The following is a 16,711-nucleotide window of genomic DNA, read 5'->3' as shown; positions in this document are numbered from 1 at the left end:
ATGAAAACACTGTATTCACAACTGCCTGCTATCGACAGCCTGCTGCGCGATCCCGCGATGCAGCCGCTGCTGCTGCAATCGGGCACTGCGTTTACCACCCGTCAGCTGCGCGCCATGCAGCAAGAAGCACGCACGCATATTCAACAGCATCAAACTTTACCCGGCTGGCATCTTAACTGGCCAGAGGAAGCGCAGCGCCGCGCGCAACAGCAGCAACAAAGCGCGCTGCGTCCGGTGTTCAATCTCACTGGCACCGTGCTGCACACCAACCTGGGCCGTGCGCAGTTAAGCGCGCGCGCGATTGAGGCAGTCACTGCCTGCTTGCGCCAGCCAGTCACGCTGGAATATGCGCTGGATGATGCGTCACGTGGCCATCGCGATCGTGCGGTGAGTGCGCTGCTGTGTGAACTGACGGGGGCTGAAGCGGCCTGTATCGTGAACAACAATGCCGCCGCCGTGTTGCTGATGCTGGCAGCACTGGCGCCAGGTCGCGAAGTGATTGTCTCACGCGGTGAGCTGGTCGAAATCGGCGGTGCGTTCCGCATCCCTGATGTGATGCGCCAGGCGGGCTGCCAGCTGGTTGAAGTCGGCACCACTAATCGCACCCATCTGAAAGATTATCGTGCTGGCATCAGCGACAACACCGGTTTGTTGATGAAGGTGCATACCAGCAACTACCAGATTCAGGGCTTCACTCATGCGGTTGCGGAAGCCGAGCTGGTGGCGTTGGCGGCGCAACATCAGCTGCCGGTGATCACTGATTTAGGCAGCGGTTCGCTCATCGACATGACCGCTTTTCATTTGCCCGCCGAGCCGATGCCGCAACAGCTGATTGCCGCCGGTGTGGATCTGGTGAGTTTTTCCGGCGATAAACTGCTGGGCGGTCCGCAAGCAGGGATTATCGTCGGCAAACAGGCGCTTATCGATCGGCTGCAACAGCATCCGCTTAAGCGTGCTTTACGCGTGGATAAGATGACGCTGGCCGCGCTGGAAGCCACCTTGCAGCTTTACCGCCAACCGGAAACTTTGCGCGAAGCGCTGCCCACGCTGCGTTTGTTGACGCGATCGCCACACGAGATTTTGCAGCAGGCCGAACGACTGATGCCTGCGCTGGAACACGCTTATGGCGCTGATTTTTCCCTTAATATCGCCGCCTGTTCGTCGCAAATCGGCAGCGGTTCATTACCCGTTGAGCGCTTACCGAGTTTTGCCATCACGTTTAGCCCACGTGAATCTCACGGCAGCTCGCTGGATGCACTGGCGCAACGCTGGCGTGCATTATCACAACCGGTGATTGGCCGCATCCAGGAAGGAAGACTGTGGCTGGATTTGCGCTGCCTTGAAGATGAAGCGGCGCTGATACGGACCTTAACCACATGATTATCGCCACCGCTGGACACGTCGATCATGGTAAAACCGCGCTGCTACAGGCGCTCACCGGTGTCGATGCCGATCGCCTGCCTGAAGAGAAACGGCGCGGCATGACTATCGATCTCGGCTACGCCTACTGGCCGCAACCGGATGGCCGCGTTGTGGGCTTTATCGATGTGCCCGGACACGAGAAATTCCTCGCCAATATGCTGGCGGGCATCGGCGGTATTCATCATGCTTTATTGGTGGTGGCGTGCGATGACGGTGTGATGCCGCAAACACGTGAGCATTTGCAACTACTGAGTCTGGCCGGACAACCTCCACTCAGCGTTGCCTTGACCAAAGCAGATCGCGTGGACGCCGTACGCATCGCCGAAGTGCAGCACCAGGTGGCGGAGTTAACGCAGCAACTGGGCTGGCTGGCGGTACCGCAGTTTGTCACCAGTAGCACCACCCAGCAAGGCATCGACGCGCTGCGCCAGCATTTGGGTCAACTATGCGCACCGTCTATCGACACTCACCGCCGCTTTCGCCTCGCCATTGATCGTGCATTTACCCTCAAAGGCAGCGGATTAGTGGTCACCGGCACCGCCCTTTCGGGTGAAGTCAGCGTGGGCGATACCTTATGGCTCAGCAGCCTCAATCGACCCGTACGCGTGCGTTCTCTGCATGCGCAGAATCAGTCAGTCACACGTGCGCAGGCCGGAGAACGCATCGCATTGAATATCGTTGGCGATGTGGAGAAAGACCAGATTGCGCGCGGTGACTGGCTGCTGGCACAACCACAGCCCTCGGGCACCCTGCGACTGATCGTGGCGCTGCGTCTGCTACAGCCGTTAAGAAATCCCTCGCAGCCAGTCCATCTTCACCATGCCGCCAGCCATGTGACTGGCCGACTGAACCTGATTGCGGGCGAACTGGCGGAACTGGTGCTCAACGAGCCGCTGTGGCTGGCGGAAAACGATCGGCTGATTATCCGCGACAGCAATGCACAGCTCACGCTCGGTGGCGGACGGGTGCTGCTGCTGAACAGCAAGAAACGCGGCAAGCGCCATCCTGATTATCTTGGCTGGCTGCAACAGCTGGCGGCAGCGGAAGCCGATGAAGAGAGTTTGCAGGCGCACCTGGCACAGCAACCCGTCGACATGGCCGAGCTGAGTTGGGCACGCCAGCTGAGTGACGATGCACTCACCAACCTGCTGGACAAGGTGGCGCCCGTGCGGCTCGGCAGCGCCATCATGGCTGCAGAACAGGCCAATGACTGGCAGCAGCGACTGCTGGCAGCGCTCACCGCGTTTCATCAGCAGCACCCTGAAGTGCCGGGCATTGGTCGCGATCGCTTGCGTCGCGTGGCTCTTCCCCACCAGCCGCCGGAACAGGTTCTCGCACTGATCGATCGGCTGCTTTCACAAGGCCAGTTGCAGCACCGCCAAGGCTGGCTGCATTTGCCTGACTTCGAACCGCGCTTCAATCCCCAGGAAGAAACGCTGTGGCAGCAGGTCGGCCCACTGTTCAGCGACCAGCCGCTATGGGTACGCGACATTGCACTGGCGACCCAGCAAGATGAAGAAACCATTCGCAGCCTGCTGCTCACCGCCGCGCGCCTCGGTCATATCACGGCGATCGTCCGCGATCGCTACTACCGCAGCGACCAGATCCAGATCTTCGCCGATCTGATTCGCCAGCGTGACGCCAACGGTGGCAGCACCAGCGCCGCCGATTTCCGCAACCAGCTCGGCACCGGACGCAAAATCGCGGTTCAGATTTTGGAATTCTTCGACCGCAGCGGCTTCACCCGCCGTCGCGGTAACGATCACCTGTTGCGCGACGCCCGCCTGTTCGACACCCGCACTTAATCCTTCGCGTTGCTTCGCAGTTCTCACTGTAACTGCGCTGCAACGCCGATTCCGCATTGCTCAAAAATGTGCCAGGATGTAAGAATATTTCTTACATTGGGACACGATGATGGCACGTACCATGACAATCGATTTAGGTGATGAACTGCGCGAGTTTGTTGAATCTCTGGTGGCGTCCGGTGACTACCGAACCCAAAGCGAAGTGGTGCGCGACTCGCTGCGTTTACTTCAGGAGAAGCAGGCGGCTTCAAAGCTGGAGAATTTAAGAAGGTTAATCCAGGAGGGGATGGACAGTGGTGAACCCATCGAATGGGATATCGATGTTTTCCTTAAAAAAATGAAAGCCAGGGCGGGCATAGATGAAAAGGACGATAAGGGTAATGCCGGAAGCTGATACCGATCTGGCATCAATCTGGCTATATGGACATTGGAACTTTGGCCTGGAAAAAACAGAGAGATATGTACAGGATATTTATCAACGCTTTCATCAACTATCCGAGAATGAGTTAGGGCGAAGACGTACTGATTTAGGTGACCGGATTTATGCATTGCCTCATCGCGAACATGTTATTTTTTATCGAACCCTATCTGAGAAGGTGATCATCCTGCGTGTCTTACATCATTCCCAGGATGCAATGTCTCATATCAAAACTCCGCAATGGCTCTAAAACAAAAAGGGACGATTTCTCGTCCCTTCGGTTCACTTCAGTACATCACTTACTGCAGCAGTGAAATATCGGCTACCTGCAGGAACAGTGCGCGCAGTTGCGCCAGCAGCGTCAGGCGGTTAATACGCACTTCCGCTTCATCGGCGTTAACCATCACGTTGTCGAAGAAGTTATCGACCGCTTCGCGCAGCTGCGCCAGTTCCACCAGCGCATCCTGATAACGGCCTTCCGCGAAGTACGGCTGCAGTTTGTCACCCAGCGCCGTCACGAAGGTCGCCAACTGGATCTCGGCGTTCTCTTTCAGCAACGATGCCTGCACGCTGTCGTTCAGGGTTTCGGTCGCTTTAGCCAGGATGTTGGAGACACGCTTGTTAGCCGCAGCCAGCGACGATGCCGCTTCCAGAGTACGGAAGTGGGAAACCGCTTTCATGCGCGCATCGAAGTCCGCCGGGCGGGTTGGACGACGCGCCAACACGGCCTGAATGGTGTCAACGCTGTGGCCTTCTTCCTGATACCAGGTACGGAAACGACCCAGCATGAAGTCGATCACTTCATCCACCACTTTGCCGTTGCTCAGCTTGCTGCCGTAGAGACGCACCGCTTCCTCGGTCAGAGTTTGCAGATCGAGGGGCAGGTTCTTCTCAACGATAATACGCAGCACACCCAGCGCAGCACGGCGCAGTGCGAACGGGTCTTTATCGCCTTTCGGATGCTGACCAATGCCGAAGATGCCCGCAAGGGTATCCATCTTGTCGGCAATCGCGACAGCACAAGCCACGAGGTTCGATGGCAGTGCATCACCGGCAAAGCGCGGTTGATACTGCTCGTTCAGCGCCACCGCGACATCTTCGGCTTCGCCATCATGGCGTGCATAGTGCATGCCCATCACGCCCTGCGTATCGGTGAACTCGAAGACCATGTTGGTCATCAGGTCACACTTCGACAGCAGGCCCGCGCGGGTGGCGTGGTTCACATCGGCACCAATCTGAGCGGCAATCCAGCCCGCCAGCGCCTGAATGCGGTCCGTTTTATCCCGCAGCGTACCCAGCTCTTTCTGGAACAGTACGGTCTCCAGACGCGGCAGGTTATCTTCAAGACGCTTTTTACGGTCAGTGTTGAAGAAGAACTCGGCATCGGCCAGACGCGGGCGCACCACCTTCTCGTTACCGGAGATGATTTGCTGCGGATCTTTCGATTCGATGTTGGTGACGAAGATAAAGTTTGGCAGCAGTTTGCCGTCAGCGGAGTACACCGGGAAGTACTTCTGGTCACCCTTCATGGTGTAAACCAGCGCTTCAGAAGGCACCGCGAGGAACTTCTCTTCGAATTTAGCCGTCAGCACCACTGGCCATTCCACCAGCGAGGCCACTTCTTCCAGCAGGCTGTCGCTCAGATCGGCGATACCGCCCAACTGCTGCGCCGCCGCTTCCGCATCCGCTTTGATTTTGGCTTTACGGGTCGCAAAATCAGCCACCACTTTGCCGCGCTCCAGCAGCAATTGCGGATACTGATCGGCGTTGTCGAGGGTGAACTCTGACTCGCCCATAAAGCGGTGGCCGCGAATCACGCGATCGGACTGAATACCGAGAATCGTCGCCGGGATCAACTCATCACCCAACAGCAGCGTCACAGTATGTACCGGACGTACGAACTGCACGTCGCTTGCACCCCAGCGCATCAGTTTTGGAATCGGCAGCTTGCTCAGCGCGGTCACTACCATTGCTGGCAGTAGTGCCTGGGCGGTTTCGCCTTTCACCGCCGCGCGATGCACCAGCCATTCACCTTTATCGGTGCTCAGACGCTCAGCCTGATCCACGGTGATGCCGTTACCGCGCGCCCAACCTTCGGCGGCTTTGGTGGCATTGCCATCGGCATCAAACGCGGCAGCAATCGCTGGGCCACGTTTTTCCACTTCACGATCGGCCTGCGCTGTGGCCAATTGGGCCACTTTCAGCGCCAGACGGCGTGGAGAGGCAAACCAGCTCACCTCGCCATGTGCTAAACCGGCGCTGTCCAGTTCTGCGGTAAAGTGCGCAGCAAAGGCTTCTGCCAGACTGCGCAGGGCTTTCGGAGGCAACTCTTCGGTGCCAATTTCCACCAGGAAAGTTTTATCGGTCATGGCTGCCTCTTACTTGTTTTTATTGCACATTGGGAAACCGAGTGCCTCACGAGACGCGTAATAGGCTTCCGCCACGGCTTTCGTCAGGGTGCGGATACGCAGGATATAGCGCTGGCGCTCGGTCACCGAGATCGCCTTGCGTGCATCCAGCAGGTTAAAGCTGTGTGCCGCTTTCAGGATGCGCTCATAAGCTGGCAACGGCAGGGGTTTTTCCAGCGCCAGCAGCTGCTGCGCTTCTTTCTCGTACTGCTCGAAGCAGGAGAACAGGAAGTCCACATCCGCGTATTCAAAGTTATAGGTCGACTGTTCGACTTCGTTCTGATGGAACACTTCACCATAGGTGGTTTGGCCAAATGGGCCGTCGCTCCACACCAGATCGTAAACACTGTCGACGCCCTGGATGTACATCGCCAGACGCTCAAGTCCGTAAGTGATCTCACCCGTCACTGGCTTACACTCCATGCCGCCCACCTGCTGGAAGTAAGTGAACTGCGTCACTTCCATACCGTTGAGCCACACTTCCCAACCCAGTCCCCAGGCACCCAGCGTAGGGTTTTCCCAGTTATCTTCCACGAAGCGAATATCGTGTACGGTCGGATCCAGGCCCAGCTCTTGCAGTGAACCCAGATACAGCTCCTGCAGATTGTCCGGGTTAGGTTTGATCATCACCTGGAACTGATAGTAGTGCTGTAAACGGTTCGGGTTTTCACCGTAGCGACCATCGGTAGGACGGCGTGAAGGCTGCACATAGGCGGTAGCCATCGGCTCTGGACCAATGGCGCGCAGGCAGGTCATTGGGTGTGAAGTGCCAGCGCCCACTTCCATGTCCAGCGGCTGGACGATGGTGCAGCCCTGACGCGCCCAGTAATCCTGCAAGGTCAGGATCAGGCCCTGAAAGGTCTTGGTATCAAACTTTTGCATGTTGAGTACGCGATAAGGGTCGATTAAAAAAGAGTGCGACAGTATACCCTTTGACCGCGGATTGTGCAGCCGGAAATCCTGGCGTGCCGGGGAGTGGTTTTGCCACGGTTTAACCGGCTAAAACCTTGAGATAAGAAAATCGTATACGATTCAATTCAACACCGCCACGAACGCGTTATCTATTAATTTAATCCTTAAATTTCATAAAAATAACCACACTATAATCAAATCCTATTACGTGACACGCATCACCTTTTCGACCCGATGGTCAAAAATCGCACATTGACACTTGTATAATCGTATACGAAATTGCGGTGAAACAGTTTTGCTTGGAATTTCACCATGAAGACCGCGATTGCTTATCCAGGAATGAACGCCAGTGACCGCCCAATGGGCCCGGCTCCGCTTTCCGCCGCCGTACTGCACGAACCGATGCTGTTTATCTCCGGCCAGGTGGCGATTGACCCCTACAGCGGTGAGATCAAGGGCAATGACATCGCCAGCCAGACGCGTCAGGTATTGAAAAACGTCGGCGACCTGCTGAGCGAAGCACAAATGACCTTCGATAACGTGGTGCGCGTGACGATCTATCTCACCGACCTCAGCACCTTCAGTGAGATGAACGCGGCTTACAGCGAGTTCTTCCAGTTCCCGTTCCCGGCACGCGCCACCGTTGGCATTCAACTTAACCATCCTGACCTGCTGGTCGAGATGGAAGTCACGGCGATGCGCTAATGCATATTCATATCGAAAACGACGCCAGCGCACCGCAGGCCTTGCATCTGAGCATGCTGCATCTGCAACAGCAGTTGGATGCCCATCCGCAACTGCGCGGTCACTTTACCCTGAGCGAAAACAGCCATGTCGCGCATACCGCAGATTTCCTCGCCACCAGCGACATTCTGTGGAGCGGACGCAAGCTGGCGCTCGATACCTTCAGCGCACCACGCCTCGGCTGGGTGCAGGTGATGTCCGCCGGCGTCGAGCAGTGGCTGACACATCTGCCGCAGGGCATGACGCTGACCAATGCGTCCGGCGTGCACGGCGATAAAGGTGCCGAGTTCATTTTGATGGCCGCGCTGATGTTCAACTTTGGCATTCCCGGTTTTCTGCAGGATCAGGCCCAACGCCTGTGGCGTCCCACCTTCGGCGGCTGCGCGCGTGGCAAAACGGTCTTGCTGCTCGGCGTCGGCGGTATCGGTACAGCGGCAGCGAAACTGCTGACCGCGCAGGGCTACCGCTTGATTGGCGTGACGCGCAGCGGCCAGTGCGATGCCGACGTAGCGCGTTGTATTCGCATTGATGCGATGGACGATGTTCTGCCGCAGGTGGATGTCCTGGTCTCAACGCTGCCGCTCACGCCCCAGACAGACAGGTTGTTTGACCGCCGCCGTCTCGATCTGCTGCCTGCCCGCGCCGGCATCGTGATTGTCGGTCGTGCCGCCGTGTTCGACTACACCGCGATGCGCGAAAAACTGTGCGCCGGTGAACTGGCCGGTGCGGTTCTGGATGTTTATCCGCAAGAGCCGCTGCCAGTGGACGATGCGCTGTGGAGCACACCCGGCGTGGTGATGACACCGCACTGCAGCCTGGACGATCACAGTGCCTACCTTGAGGGCTGCCTTGAGGTGTTTATCGATAACCTGGTGCGTTTCCGCAGTGGCCATCCGCTGCGCAACCAGGTTGATGTTGCAAGAGGTTATTGAAGTCGCAGTACCTATAAAAGCCGTAAGACGTTCATAAAACACAAGGTCATCGCTTACACATTCACCAGCACCAGGGGAACCTTATTATGAAATTTGCACGCATCGCATTACTGATCTCTGGCATCACCGGCACGCTGTTAGCGGGCCTCTCCAGCGCCCATGCCGCCAGCACCGACCCGATTACGCCAACCGCCAGCGATTTTGCGGCGATGGCGCAGTGCAAGGCGCTGCAGACCAAATACCCGTCACTCAAAGGCAAAGATCTGGTGGTAGGCCTGGGTGGCTATACCAAAGGCTTCGAAGCCCCTTCCGGAAAAGACCCAAGCATTATTGAAGGTCTCGATCCTTCGCTGTTCGAACGTATCAGCAGCTGCCTTGGGGCAAAACACAGTTATCAGACCGGTTCGTTCAACGTGCTGCTGACCTCCATCTCCAGCGGTCGTGCCGATATCGGTCCGATGCTGTATGTCACCGATGAACGTCTGAAGCAGATCGCTTTCGTCGCCTCCATGCAGGTGCAGGATGGTTCGATTCTGGCGAAGGGCAACCCGAAAAAAATTATCACTGTGGATGACCTGTGCGGCAAAACCGTGGCCGCCGCTGCCGGTTCTTACGAAGCCAATAAGTTGGTGCCTGAGCAGAGCGCCAAATGCACCGCCGCCGGTAAGCCAGAAGTCAGCATGCTGATGGTACAGAACACTGACAACAGCATTCAGGCGGTGAAAAGCGGTCGCGCCGACATCTATCTGACTGAAGCCGGTTCCGCCATCGCCATCGCCAAAGCCGACAAAACGCTGGAAAGCGGCTTTACCGTTGACCTGCCGATCATGGTTGGCTTCCCTATCGCCAAAGACAACACCACGCTGCGCAGTGCAGTCATGGATGCGATGAAGGTGATTCAGGAGAGCGGTGCGCAGAAGAAATTGCTGGATTACTGGGGTCAGGGCAGCGCTGCTGAACGCCCGGTTGTTGCACGTGGTTAATGCATAAACTCAGTCGGATCAATTGGGTTGCTGCATCACGGGCAACCCAAGCGATCGCATTGAGGGAGATAACGCCTTGGATGATTTTCTTAAGTACCTGACCTTCCCTTACCTTTGGGAAGGGGCCGTCATCGCTGTTCAGCTGCTGGTTGGCGCATTAGCGGGCGGCATCCTGATTGGCTTTTTCCTGGCGTTGGCCAGCACCTCAAAGCACTGGTTTATCCGCGTGCCGGTGAAAACGTACATCTATCTGCTGCGCGGCACGCCGGTGCTGCTGCAACTGATTCTGCTCTACAACGTTCTGCCAGAGTTCGGCCTGCGTTTCAGCCCGTTCACCAGTGCCCTGCTGGCGTTGATGATTAATGAAACCGCCTTCTGCGCCGAGATTATTCGCGGCGGCATTATGGCCACCGATCGCGATCAGAGCATGGCAGCGCAGGCCTTTGGCTATTCGCGCACCAAAGAGATGATCCACGTGGTGATTCCGCAAGCGCTGCGCGCCATTCTGCCGACCATGGGCAATGAAACCGTCGGCCTGCTGAAATCGACCTCGCTGGCTTCCGTCGTGGGCGTGAATGAGCTGACGATGCGCGGCCAGGCCATCGTGTCGCAGAACTTCCTGTTCATTCCGGTACTGGTGGCCTCGGGCGGTATTTACCTGATTCTCTCTACGCTGCTGGCGGGCGGTCAGTGGTGGCTGGAGAAATTCTATAACCTCGACGAACGTGCCCGCCGTGCCCGTGCGCGCCTGGCAAAACTGCCGCCAGAAGCGGACGTGATGTCGATGCAGTTGCCGAAACGTCGCTGGGATACGCAAACCGCCGCGCCGGTGCTGGAAGTGGACAACCTGTGCGTCGAATACGCCGGTAAAGCGGTGCTGAAATCCCTGTCGCTGACCGTGCGTCGTGGCGAAGTCGTGGTGCTGCTCGGTCGTTCCGGCTCCGGCAAAAGTACCCTGCTGAAATCGATTCTGGCGCTGACGCCACGCAGCAGCGGCACCATCCAGACCGAAGGCCACTTTATGGGCAGCGATGAAAACGGCCGCCCTCTGGCTGCGCGTCATCTGCCCGCTAACCGCGCCAAATCCGGCATCGGTATCGTGTTCCAGCACTTCGCGCTGTTCGATCACCTCACCGCGCTGGAAAACGTGATGAGTATTCTGCTGCGAGTGCAGGGTGCCCAACCCGAAATCGCCCGCGCTAAAGCAATACGTGCCCTGAAGATGGTCGGATTGCAGGATTTCGCCGCCTCGCTGCCGCATGAGTTGTCCGGCGGGCAGAAACAGCGTGTTGGCATCGCCCGCGCGCTGGCAGCAGAACCACAAATCCTGCTGTTCGATGAGCCGACCTCGGCGCTCGATCCTGAGCTGGTGCGTGAAGTGAACCAGACTATGCGCAGCCTGGCACAAACCGGCATCACCATGATTATCAGCACCCATGACATTGCTTTCGCGGCGGGCGTGGCCGATCGCGTGGTGTTCCTGCAGAACGGGGCGCTGATTGAAGAAGGGCCACCGGCCATTTTGCAGAATCCAAAAACGCCGGCTTTTGCCACCTTCCTTGAACATGAAAATGCCACGGAGGCTCAGCATGCCAATGCATGATCTTGCCGCTCGTGAACGTCTGGGCGATGCGCTGTTCCGCTATATGCAGGGGCAGCCCGCCGACGCGCTCGCTGACGAACCGGATGCTAACCAGCAGGCGCTGCGCCGTTTTCGCTTGCTGCCGCGTGTACTGCAGGGCAATGAGGCGATCAGCACCCAGACCACCCTCCTCAATGAAACCTGGTCTGCTCCGCTCGGCGTCGGTGCCTTTGCGGGGGATCGCATCTTCCATGAAGAGGGATTGCTGCCGATTGCCCGCGCCTGCAAACGTCTGCAACTGCCGCTGGTGATCTCCGAAGAGACGGTCACGCCGCTGGAGCAGATTGGCGCAGAGTACGATCGCTGCTGGCTACAGCTACGCGCGGCGGGTGATGTTGGGCGTATCAAAGATTTGATCGATCAGGCTGCACAAGCCGGATTCAAAAATATCGTTCTCACCGTGCTGGCTCCGGTGCATCCGGTGCCGGGATTACAGCCCGGCGGCTTCTCGATTGGAAAAGCGCTCAAACAGCGCGGCTGGCACACCGTCGGCGGCACGCAACCGGGCGTTGAACCCTTGCCGGCGTTTCCGGTGTGGCGCTGGCAGGAAATTGACGAGGTGGCCGCACACTGCGCTGCGCGTCAACTGCCGCTGTGGCTAAAAGGCATTTTGCATCATGACGATGCGGCACCGGCAGCACAGCACGGTGTGAGCGGCATCATCGCCTCGAATATTGGCCTGCGCCAAAGCGCGCGCTGGGCCACACCGGTCGATCAGCTCGCCGATTTACAGGCGGTCACTCGTCTGCCGCTGCTGCTGGATGGCGGCGTGCGCTGCGGCAGTGAGGCGGTGGTGGCGCGCTGCCTGGGGGCTTCACTGTCACTCAGCGTGCGCCCGATCATCAGTGCCCTGGTGGCCGGCGGCGAAAGCGCAGTGTTCGATCTGCTCTCCGGCTGGATCAATGAGATCACGGCTATCAGCCACTGGTGCGGTGTCAGCGACATGGCTGCGCTCAATGGCAGTTTTGTCACGGAGGTACGCAGCTGATGCACTCGTTAATCTTCAATCAGGGCGATGCCAGCGAATCACGCATCTATTACTGCGCCCACTACCTGGCCGACAGCCTCGGCTTGTTTGCCGCTGAGCAGTTGCAGGTGAGCTTCACCACCAGCGCATCGGGCGGCCATACCGTGCAAGGCGGGCAAGTGCCGGCGGTGTTGAGCCGCGAAGCGGACCTTACGCTGGGCGGTCCAATGGTCGTGATGAAGCATTACCAACAGCACGGCGCTGAGTTGCAGTGCTTTTGCGCCTCGGTCGCCGCCAACCCGTGGTTTCTGGCGGCAGCGCAGGCTCAGCCCGATTTTCAGCTCAGTGATTTGCGCGGCAAACGCGTGCTGGATGTTGGTAACGTCGGCACCGCCACGCTGACCTTCCGCTGGCTACTGTCCCAGCAGGGTTTGCAGGATCAGGTGGAGTTGATTGCCGGTAGTGGCGATCAGGCACGGGATTTCGCGGCCGTCGCAAGGGGTGAAGCGGACTATGCGCTGCACGCCATGCATATGCTGGCACCGGCGATTGCCGCCGGACAGCTGAGCAGCATCAGTAGCCTCGCTTTACTGTGCGGCAAGGTGCCGTGGAGCGCCTACATTGCGCGGGCCGATGTCCTCACTGAGAAAGCCGCTGCGTTTGCGGCCTTCTCGCGCGCCATCGAACAGGCACTGGCGTGGATCGCCACGCATGATGCCGCAGCACTGGCAGCGCAGGTGCAGCACTGTTATCCCGATTATCCGCTTGATGCGCTGGTCACCGGTTTAGCCGCTTATCAGCAAGCCCACGTTTTCGCGCCCAACGGCCTGATTCCAGCAGATGAATTTGACCACTTCAGCCAGTTGCTGAGCGCTATCGGCTGGCTGGATCCCTCTCAGCCCGTTCCCTATCGCGAGCTGGTGACGCAAGCAGGAGCAGAGTGATGAAACAATTAATTATCAACGGCCTGGTGGTGACAGAAACCCGCGCTGCACCCGCCGATGTGCTGATTGAAAATGGCAAAATCAGCGGTCTGCTGATGCCGGGTGCCCTCGCTGACGGCGTCGATGAAATCATTGATGCGCAAGGTTTAATCATCGTGCCTGGCGCGATTGATGTGCACACCCATTTCACCGGTTCGCATGATTTTCCGGAGCAGGAATTGCGCGAAGGCACGCGCGGTGCGGCCGCACACGGCGTCACTACCATCGTTGAAATGCCGCACTCGCTGCCGCCTGCCACCAGCCTCGCCAACTTCACCACTAAGCAGCGCTGGCTGGCGGACAACTGCTCGGTGGATTATGCCATGTGGGCCGGACTGGATGGCCGCAACGTGCACGAACTGGCAGCGCTGGATCAGGCCGGTGCCCTGGCGTTCAAAGCGTTCCTGTGCAGCGGCGCACCCAACGGCGAAGCCACTGACGAAAAAGGATTACCGCGCCTCGACGATGATGGTTTGCTGCGTGCGATGCGTGAACTGGCCACCTTTGACGGTTTGATTGGCGTGCACGCCGAGAACCACGACATCCTGATCGGTGCCGGTAGCGAACTGCGCCGCGCTGGACGCAAAGATACCCGCGCGCATGCGCTGGCCGGGCCAGAAATCGCCGAAATCGAAGCCGTGGGTCGCGTCTTAGCGGTAGCGGAGGAGACCGGCGCACGCTGCCACATCGTGCACGTCAGTTCCGCACGCGCCGCCGAAACCATCGTCGCCGCCAAAAGTAAGGTGCGCGCCAGCTTCGAAACCTGTCCGCACTATCTGATTCTGGATGAAGACGATCTGGTACGCATCGGACCGAATGCGCGCTGTGGCCCGCCGATCCGCCCACGTCCGGTGGTAGATGCGCTGTGGCAGGTGCTGCTGCGCGGTGACGTCGACATGATCGCCTCGGACCACTGCCCCTACACCCCGGCACAGAAACAAGCCGGTGAAGCCAGCATCTGGGACGCCGGTATGGGGCTAACTGGCGTTGAAACATTAAGTCCGATGTTCTTCAGCGCGGCGCATATCGATCGCGGCCTGGCCCTTACGGAATTTGCCCGTATGACCGCCAGCGGCCCCGCCAAAGCCTTCCAGCTGTGGGGAAAAAAAGGCGCGATTGCACCCGGCTTCGATGCCGATTTGGTGTTCATCGATGCGCAGCAAAGCTGGATCGTGGAGGGGGAAAAATTCCAGGGGCTCGGCAAGTGGAGCGCATTTGAAGGGATGCGCTGTCAGGGTAAAGTGGTGCGCACACTTATTCGTGGTGTCACGGTATTCCAGGATGACCAGATGCAGGTTGAACCCGGCTTTGGTCAGTTCGTGACCCGACAGGTTTAAACAGGACAATCACCATGGCAGGAAAATCATCCACCCCAAGCCGTAAAAGCAGCGCACCGCTGGCGCAGGAAGCCGCCACAGACGGCAACTGGCAAGCTGCGCGTCCGCGCACGCTGGTCGATCATGCGGTAGACGCCATTCTCAGCGCCGCCTCGCGCGGATTGATTTTACCCGGTGACCGCATCGCTGAACCGGATCTGGTCGCAAAACTCGGCATGAGTCGCGTGCCGATTCGTGAAGCGCTGCGCATTCTCGAAAGCCAGGGCATCGTCACCAGCGAGCCGTATAAAGGCATTCGTTTGATGGAGATCTCCCATCAGCGGCTGGAGCAGATTATCGATGTGCGTATCCCGCTGGAGACGCTGGCCTGTCGTCGTGCGATTGAAGCCGGACGCAACGGCACTGAGCAACTGACGCAGCTTTATAAGGGCGTGGCACAGATGCAAACCATGATGCAAAACGACGATGTGTATGGCTTTGCCTCGGCGGACACCGATTTCCACCGCACGCTGTGCAGCTTCGCCCACAACCCGGTATTGAGCAATTTGTGGGAGTCGATCGCACGCCAGCTGACGGTGATTTTCGGCCTCTCCACCATGGGTAAATCGATGAGCGACATCATTGAAGAGCACCAGCGGCTGATCAACGTGTTCGCCGAGGGCGATATCGCGCAGATGACCGATGAGATTGAAAACCACATCCGCATTCAGGCACTGGATGTGGATTACGAGACCTTGATTACGCAGCGCCGACAGCAGCGTTCCGCTGTGGGCTGATGCTTTATTGATTGCCTTTACACCAGGAAAACCACGATGAAGATCACCAACGTTGAAGCGTTTTATCTGCGTCTGCCGGTTATTGAGCAGCGCACCGATAGCTCGCAGGATGCACTGCTTATCAAAATCACCACCGATGCGGGCATCACCGGTTGGGGTGAAGTGGATGGCAGCCCGTATGTCACCAAAGCCATTATCGAAGCGCCCTATTCGCACACCATGGTCACCGGCCTGAAATCGCTGCTGATCGGCGAGAACCCGCTGGAGACCGGCCGTCTGTGGAAGAAGATGCACAAAGCCACCATTTACTACGGGCGCAGCGGTGCAGTGCTGCAGGCAATGGCAGGGATTGATATCGCCCTGTGGGACATCAAAGGCAAAGCTCTGGGCAAACCGATTGTTGAGCTGCTGGGCGGTGCGATGCGCGATAAGATGCGCGTTTACTCCTCCAACATGTTCCAGTACAGCGTGGAAGAAACGGTGGCGCGCGCGCAGCACGCCATCGATACCGGCCACACTGGCGTGAAGTTTGGCTGGGAGCCGTTTGGCACCGATGAAGCGCTGGATCTGCGCTATCTGGAAGCGTTGCGTACCGCGATGGGTGACAAAGTGGATCTGATGCTGGATGTGGGTCACGTCTGGGATGCGAAAACCACCGTGCGCCGCAGCCAGCGCTATGAGCATCTCAACCTTTTCTGGATCGAAGAGCCGCTGCACCCGGACAACTATGCCGGTTACGGTCAGGTCTCTGCTGCCTGTCAGCAGCACATCGCCGCCGGTGAGCAAGAGTGTTCGGTGGTGGGTTTCCAGCGCCTGATTGATGAAGGCGGCATCGACATCGTGCAAATTGACCTGACGCGCACCGGCTTTACTCAGGCGATGGAGATTGCCAGCTACGCGCATAGCCGTGGTCGTAAAGTGTGTAACCACAACTTCACCACCGACATCAACACCGCCGCCTCGCTGCACTTCCTGTGCGCGATTGAGAATGCGCTGATGATGGAGTATTGCGTGGAACCGGGTGAAATCAGCCGTTCGCTGGCGAAAAATCCGGTGCGCATCGCCGATGGTTACGCCTGGTTGCCGAACGAACCAGGTTTAGGTGTTGAGCCGAACGAAGCGGTGATCGAGAAGTTTTTGGTACGCGATTGAGTCAAACAAACTGTTGTAGGGTCGCCATTAATGGCGTAATGCCTGTCAGTTAAGCATTAGGTGATAACGCATTCTGGTGCCGCTCTGGGGCTGGCGGTCCTCGCGCCGCTGACGCGGTACCTTCACTTCACTCGTCAGCCTGACGGACCGGCGCAGACGGGACTTTCCCTGTCCCGGCTGCACCTTTCGCCAGCATCCATGCTGGCTCTCCTGGCTTCCTCATTCCGTTC

The 16,711-nt window shown here is 58.2% G+C and carries 15 protein-coding genes; 13 read left to right on the top strand and 2 right to left on the bottom strand.

Annotated features, from left to right (window positions below; genetic code table 11):
• From selA to VH86_RS25315, 4 genes are all read left to right on the top strand, one after another.
• Window positions 1-1,380, top strand: coding sequence for an L-seryl-tRNA(Sec) selenium transferase (gene selA, locus VH86_RS22210; RefSeq protein ID WP_045834134.1), 1,380 nt, complete (start codon window positions 1-3; stop codon window positions 1,378-1,380).
• A complete protein-coding gene (gene selB, locus VH86_RS22205) occupies window positions 1,377-3,227 on the top strand; it encodes a selenocysteine-specific translation elongation factor (RefSeq protein ID WP_045834133.1) in 1,851 nt (616 codons plus the stop codon). The genes selA and selB overlap by 4 nt, the downstream gene beginning before the upstream one ends.
• 109 nt (window positions 3,228-3,336) lie before the next feature.
• Window positions 3,337-3,621, top strand: a complete 285-nt coding sequence (locus tag VH86_RS22200) for a type II toxin-antitoxin system ParD family antitoxin (protein WP_045834139.1) — start codon at window positions 3,337-3,339, stop codon at window positions 3,619-3,621.
• Window positions 3,608-3,895, top strand: a complete 288-nt coding sequence (locus VH86_RS25315) for a type II toxin-antitoxin system RelE/ParE family toxin (protein WP_197080242.1) — start codon at window positions 3,608-3,610, stop codon at window positions 3,893-3,895. Before VH86_RS22200 ends, VH86_RS25315 begins: the two co-directional genes overlap by 14 nt.
• Before the next feature lie 49 nt (window positions 3,896-3,944).
• On the opposite strand, the gene glyS is transcribed toward VH86_RS25315, so the two are convergent.
• A complete protein-coding gene (gene glyS / locus VH86_RS22195) occupies window positions 3,945-6,014 on the bottom strand; it encodes a glycine--tRNA ligase subunit beta (RefSeq protein WP_045834132.1) in 2,070 nt (689 codons plus the stop codon).
• 9 nt (window positions 6,015-6,023) lie between these two features.
• On the bottom strand, window positions 6,024-6,935 hold the full coding sequence (gene glyQ / locus VH86_RS22190) for a glycine--tRNA ligase subunit alpha (protein WP_034827699.1): 912 nt from the start codon (window positions 6,933-6,935) through the stop codon (window positions 6,024-6,026).
• A gap of 342 nt (window positions 6,936-7,277) precedes the next feature.
• On the opposite strand from glyQ, the gene VH86_RS22185 reads away from it, so the two are divergent.
• From VH86_RS22185 to VH86_RS22145, 9 genes are all read left to right on the top strand, one after another.
• Window positions 7,278-7,670 (top strand): RidA family protein, encoded by a 393-nt coding sequence (locus tag VH86_RS22185; protein WP_038643895.1) that lies wholly within the window; start codon window positions 7,278-7,280, stop codon window positions 7,668-7,670.
• On the top strand, window positions 7,670-8,641 hold the full coding sequence (locus VH86_RS22180; RefSeq protein ID WP_045834131.1) for a D-2-hydroxyacid dehydrogenase: 972 nt from the start codon (window positions 7,670-7,672) through the stop codon (window positions 8,639-8,641). Before VH86_RS22185 ends, VH86_RS22180 begins: the two co-directional genes overlap by 1 nt.
• 86 nt (window positions 8,642-8,727) lie before the next feature.
• Window positions 8,728-9,624, top strand: a complete 897-nt coding sequence (locus VH86_RS22175) for a transporter substrate-binding domain-containing protein (RefSeq protein ID WP_045834130.1) — start codon at window positions 8,728-8,730, stop codon at window positions 9,622-9,624.
• 76 nt (window positions 9,625-9,700) lie between these two features.
• Window positions 9,701-11,227, top strand: coding sequence for an amino acid ABC transporter permease/ATP-binding protein (locus tag VH86_RS22170; RefSeq protein ID WP_045834129.1), 1,527 nt, complete (start codon window positions 9,701-9,703; stop codon window positions 11,225-11,227).
• Window positions 11,214-12,254 carry an alpha-hydroxy acid oxidase gene (locus VH86_RS22165; RefSeq protein WP_045834128.1) on the top strand — a complete coding sequence of 347 codons (1,041 nt, stop codon included), beginning with the start codon at window positions 11,214-11,216 and terminating at the stop codon, window positions 12,252-12,254. The genes VH86_RS22170 and VH86_RS22165 overlap by 14 nt, the downstream gene beginning before the upstream one ends.
• Window positions 12,254-13,177, top strand: coding sequence for an ABC transporter substrate-binding protein (locus VH86_RS22160; RefSeq protein WP_045834127.1), 924 nt, complete (start codon window positions 12,254-12,256; stop codon window positions 13,175-13,177). Before VH86_RS22165 ends, VH86_RS22160 begins: the two co-directional genes overlap by 1 nt.
• Entirely contained in the window at window positions 13,177-14,553 is a 1,377-nt protein-coding gene (locus VH86_RS22155) for a dihydroorotase family protein (RefSeq protein ID WP_045834126.1), read from the top strand. Before VH86_RS22160 ends, VH86_RS22155 begins: the two co-directional genes overlap by 1 nt.
• Before the next feature lie 14 nt (window positions 14,554-14,567).
• Complete coding sequence (locus VH86_RS22150; protein WP_038643904.1) at window positions 14,568-15,329, top strand: GntR family transcriptional regulator; 762 nt, start codon at window positions 14,568-14,570, stop codon at window positions 15,327-15,329.
• Window positions 15,330-15,365: 36 nt separating this feature from the next.
• Window positions 15,366-16,481, top strand: coding sequence for a mandelate racemase/muconate lactonizing enzyme family protein (locus tag VH86_RS22145; RefSeq protein WP_045834125.1), 1,116 nt, complete (start codon window positions 15,366-15,368; stop codon window positions 16,479-16,481).
• Window positions 16,482-16,711 lie beyond the last annotated feature (230 nt).

This window comes from Pantoea sp. BL1, assembly GCF_000963985.1.
GTDB classification, from domain to species: Bacteria; Pseudomonadota; Gammaproteobacteria; order Enterobacterales; family Enterobacteriaceae; genus Pantoea; species Pantoea rwandensis_B.
Note: the sequence above shows the minus strand (reverse complement) of the source record. Positions and strands in the feature narration are given on the sequence as shown.

Coding starts and splice junctions, on each gene's coding strand:
- glyS (WP_045834132.1), bottom strand. CDS start 6,014: ATGACCGATAAAACTTTCCTGGTGGAAATTGGCACCGAAGAGTTGCCT.
- VH86_RS22160 (WP_045834127.1), top strand. CDS start 12,254: ATGCACTCGTTAATCTTCAATCAGGGCGATGCCAGCGAATCACGCATC.
- VH86_RS22155 (WP_045834126.1), top strand. CDS start 13,177: ATGAAACAATTAATTATCAACGGCCTGGTGGTGACAGAAACCCGCGCT.
- VH86_RS22180 (WP_045834131.1), top strand. CDS start 7,670: ATGCATATTCATATCGAAAACGACGCCAGCGCACCGCAGGCCTTGCAT.
- glyQ (WP_034827699.1), bottom strand. CDS start 6,935: ATGCAAAAGTTTGATACCAAGACCTTTCAGGGCCTGATCCTGACCTTG.
- VH86_RS22165 (WP_045834128.1), top strand. CDS start 11,214: ATGCCAATGCATGATCTTGCCGCTCGTGAACGTCTGGGCGATGCGCTG.
- VH86_RS22175 (WP_045834130.1), top strand. CDS start 8,728: ATGAAATTTGCACGCATCGCATTACTGATCTCTGGCATCACCGGCACG.
- VH86_RS22150 (WP_038643904.1), top strand. CDS start 14,568: ATGGCAGGAAAATCATCCACCCCAAGCCGTAAAAGCAGCGCACCGCTG.
- selA (WP_045834134.1), top strand. CDS start 1: ATGAAAACACTGTATTCACAACTGCCTGCTATCGACAGCCTGCTGCGC.
- VH86_RS22185 (WP_038643895.1), top strand. CDS start 7,278: ATGAAGACCGCGATTGCTTATCCAGGAATGAACGCCAGTGACCGCCCA.
- VH86_RS22145 (WP_045834125.1), top strand. CDS start 15,366: ATGAAGATCACCAACGTTGAAGCGTTTTATCTGCGTCTGCCGGTTATT.
- VH86_RS25315 (WP_197080242.1), top strand. CDS start 3,608: ATGCCGGAAGCTGATACCGATCTGGCATCAATCTGGCTATATGGACAT.
- selB (WP_045834133.1), top strand. CDS start 1,377: ATGATTATCGCCACCGCTGGACACGTCGATCATGGTAAAACCGCGCTG.
- VH86_RS22200 (WP_045834139.1), top strand. CDS start 3,337: ATGGCACGTACCATGACAATCGATTTAGGTGATGAACTGCGCGAGTTT.